This is a genomic window from Mesorhizobium sp. M7A.F.Ca.CA.004.04.2.1, assembly GCF_004022825.1.
Classification (GTDB): domain Bacteria; phylum Pseudomonadota; class Alphaproteobacteria; order Rhizobiales; family Rhizobiaceae; genus Mesorhizobium.
The window spans coordinates 1-2985 of record NZ_RZPH01000766.1 but is presented as its reverse complement, the minus strand read 5'-3'; the positions used below and the strand labels follow the sequence as shown (position 1 = coordinate 2985).

The window sequence follows — 2985 nt, the reverse complement described above, 5'->3', positions numbered from 1 at the left end:
GAGGCCGCCGAGGATCGCGCTGCCGGTCGACATCGAGGGATCGAGCAAGGCTAGACGGGCGAGAAGCCATTGCGCACCGGTCGCCAGGAGGCTGAAGACGACCCAGACGGCGAGGTAGCCGGCAAAAAACCATCCCGTCGAAGCGATGGGCCGGCCATCCGCCCGCGCCTTGCGGCCGACACCGGCATAGAGCAGCAACATCGGCGCGACCGACGGCGTCATCATGCCGACCATCATCACCGCCCACATCGTGAAGGTGAAGGCGAAATCGCCCAATGCCCAGGGCCGGAAGCCGGGCGCCATGGCGGCGCCCATATCCATGCCGGCCATATCCATGCCGGCCATGTCGCCGCCTCCGCTATCCGGCAAGGGGGAGCCGGGCATGACCATGGTGGCGGCGAGCCACAGCACATAGGCCCAGGCGAGCACGGCAATCACCACGAGCGCGGCCATCACGACCGCGCGATCGCGCCTCAGCACCGCCTCGAGGGCCGTATCGCCCATTGGATCAGGTCAATGCACGATGCCGCTCTGCGTAAGATGCAGATTGGCGAAATGGCTGTGCGTATCGGCCAGTTCGAACTTGATCGGGCCCGTCGCCTTGGTCCAGCCGCGCCCGACCTCGGCGATCGCGTATTCGAAGCCGTGCGGCAAGTCGATGCGCGCCTGGTGCGCGGCGCCGGTGACCGGATTCCGGATCGGCTCGCCGCGACCGTCGGTTATACCCTCGACATGCAGCTGACTGGTTCGCGCGTCGACGTCGATTTTGAATTCGATCGGCGCGAAGATCGGATCGTGGAATTTCTCCAGCGTGGTCGAAAAGACCTGAAATATCGTTGCACCTGGCTCGGTGTCCAGACCGCCCAATATGCGAAGCAGCGCGCCACGTTGGGCTTCCGTCGCCCTCTCGTCGATGACCACCGCGGCTTCACCCCCGCCCTGGTGTATGGCGCCGGGCCAGCTGAAAATCCCGACGAACCGCAACCCGTCGAGCTTGGTGTCGCCGTGATGGCCGCTCTCGATTTCCATGCCGGCGACCGCCTGGCAGAATCCGTATGTCGGCATGGCGTTGAACTGGCACGGGCAGCCATAGGCGCAGTTGCAATTGATGAATTCGCGCGCCTTCATGGCCCATTTGACGTCCGGCATGGCATTCCTCCCTTGCCGCGCTCACGCTTCGTGAGCGCGATCCGGATCGTGGAGGACCAGAGGTCAACCGGCAGCAACCATCCGGCAGCATCTGATCGAAGCAATCCGGCGATTAATATTAGCCTGCAATCATATACCTTCCACAGCCGCCCACAATAGGCCGATCGGCTGAGATGAGGACTCCTAACGCAGATCAATCAAAGACCGCCTTTCCCGATAGGAATTTTTTCTTGACACCCTGCCCTCAGCTATGGTACATATTCGTCCATGGTGCTGATTTGCGCCGATAACCCGCCGCACAGGCGGGTTTTTCGTTTAATACCCTGTCCCAGCATCGCTGTTTTTGCCGCGACGAATTGGCATATTCGAAGTCCGCCTCCTGGCGGGCGGTGGCTGTTGCACGGTCCATAGCGCCGCACTATGGCTAGCGGCTTGTCAAACAAGGCGACGCAGAATGGCGAAGGACGGCAGCGAGCACGGCGGGATGGGCATCAACACGCGGCTTGCCCATTCGGGCAACAATCCGCACGACTATTTCGGCTTCGTCAATCCGCCGGTGGTGCATGCTTCGACCGTGCTGTTTCGCGACGCGGCTTCGATGGCGGCACGCACCCAGAAATACACTTACGGCACGCGCGGCACACCGACGACCGATGCGCTTGCCCATGCCATAGACGCGCTGGAAGGCTCGGCAGGCACGATCGTAGTGCCGTCGGGCCTTGCGGCGGTGACGGTGCCGCTGCTCGCCTTCGTCTCGGCCGGCGACCATCTGCTGATCGTCGATACCGTCTATCATCCGACCCGCAATTTCGCCGACACGATGCTGAAGCGGCTGGGCGTCGAGGTCGAGTATTACGCCCCCGATGTCGGCGCCGGCATCGCGGCGTTGATCAAGCCCAACACCAAGGTGGTGTTCACGGAATCGCCGGCCTCCAACACGTTCGAGGTGCAGGACATCCCGGCTATCGCCAAGGCGGCGCACGCCGCGGGCGCCATCGTCATGATGGACAATACGTGGGCGACGCCACTCTATTTCCGTCCGCTCGACCACGGCGTCGACATCTCGATCCATGCGGCGACCAAATACCCAGCCGGCCATTCCGACGTGCTGCTCGGCACGGTGTCGGCCAATGAGAGCTGCTGGACGCATCTTTACGAGAGCTTCTGCACGCTTGGCTGTTGCGCCGGGCCCGACGACGTCTACCAGGTGCTGCGTGGCCTGCGCAGCATGGGCGTGCGCCTCGAACACCATCAGCGCAGTACGCTTGCCATCGCCTCCTGGCTCGAGGGCCAGAAGGGCGTGGCGCGCGTGCTCCACCCGGCCCTGCCCAGCCATCCGGACCACGCTCTGTGGAAGCGAGATTTCTCCGGCTCCAGCGGCATCTTTTCCATCGTTCTTGCCGGTGGCGGCCAGAAGCAGCAGCACGCCTTTCTCGACGCGCTGCGGATCTTCGGCCTCGGCTATTCCTGGGGCGGCTATGAGAGCCTTGCCGTACCGGTCTGGCTCGGCGACCGCGTCGTTGCAAAAGCGCCCTATGAGGGTCCGTTGATCCGCCTGCAGATCGGCCTCGAGGACGTCGACGACCTGAAGGCCGACATCTCGCGCGGCCTGACCGCCGCGGCGGCTGCGTAGCGGAATTCTATTCCCTAAAATTGCGGTTTGCCGGATCAGTTTGGCTTTCAAATTCAACGATGCCGCGTCATTGCGGTGCGATCAGCACATTTTCGACTTCCCCTGGAATACCGGCAGAGTTTTCGACCCCATGGCTTTCCGCCTTTTTGTTCCCATTCTTGCCGGCGCGACGCTGCGCGAGCGTCTCGTCGCCTGTATCGGCG

3 protein-coding genes are annotated in these 2985 nt (G+C 63.0%); 1 reads left to right on the top strand and 2 read right to left on the bottom strand.

Going from position 1 to position 2985, the window contains the following annotated elements; translation table 11 throughout:
• Together EN893_RS26625 and EN893_RS26620 are read right to left on the bottom strand one after the other, a co-directional pair.
• On the bottom strand, window positions 1-504 hold a 504-nt coding region (locus EN893_RS26625), incomplete at its 3' end, for a DUF2182 domain-containing protein (protein ID WP_206640178.1).
• Window positions 505-513: 9 nt separating this feature from the next.
• Complete coding sequence (locus tag EN893_RS26620; RefSeq protein ID WP_127269117.1) at window positions 514-1149, bottom strand: DUF1326 domain-containing protein; 636 nt, start codon at window positions 1147-1149, stop codon at window positions 514-516.
• A 454-nt stretch (window positions 1150-1603) separates the two neighbouring features.
• Here EN893_RS26620 and EN893_RS26615 point away from each other — a divergent pair, with 454 nt between their 5' ends.
• The gene (locus EN893_RS26615) at window positions 1604-2782 is read left to right on the top strand and encodes a cystathionine beta-lyase (RefSeq protein WP_127269118.1); all 1179 of its coding nucleotides are present in this window, start codon (window positions 1604-1606) and stop codon (window positions 2780-2782) included.
• Window positions 2783-2985: the final 203 nt, after the last annotated feature.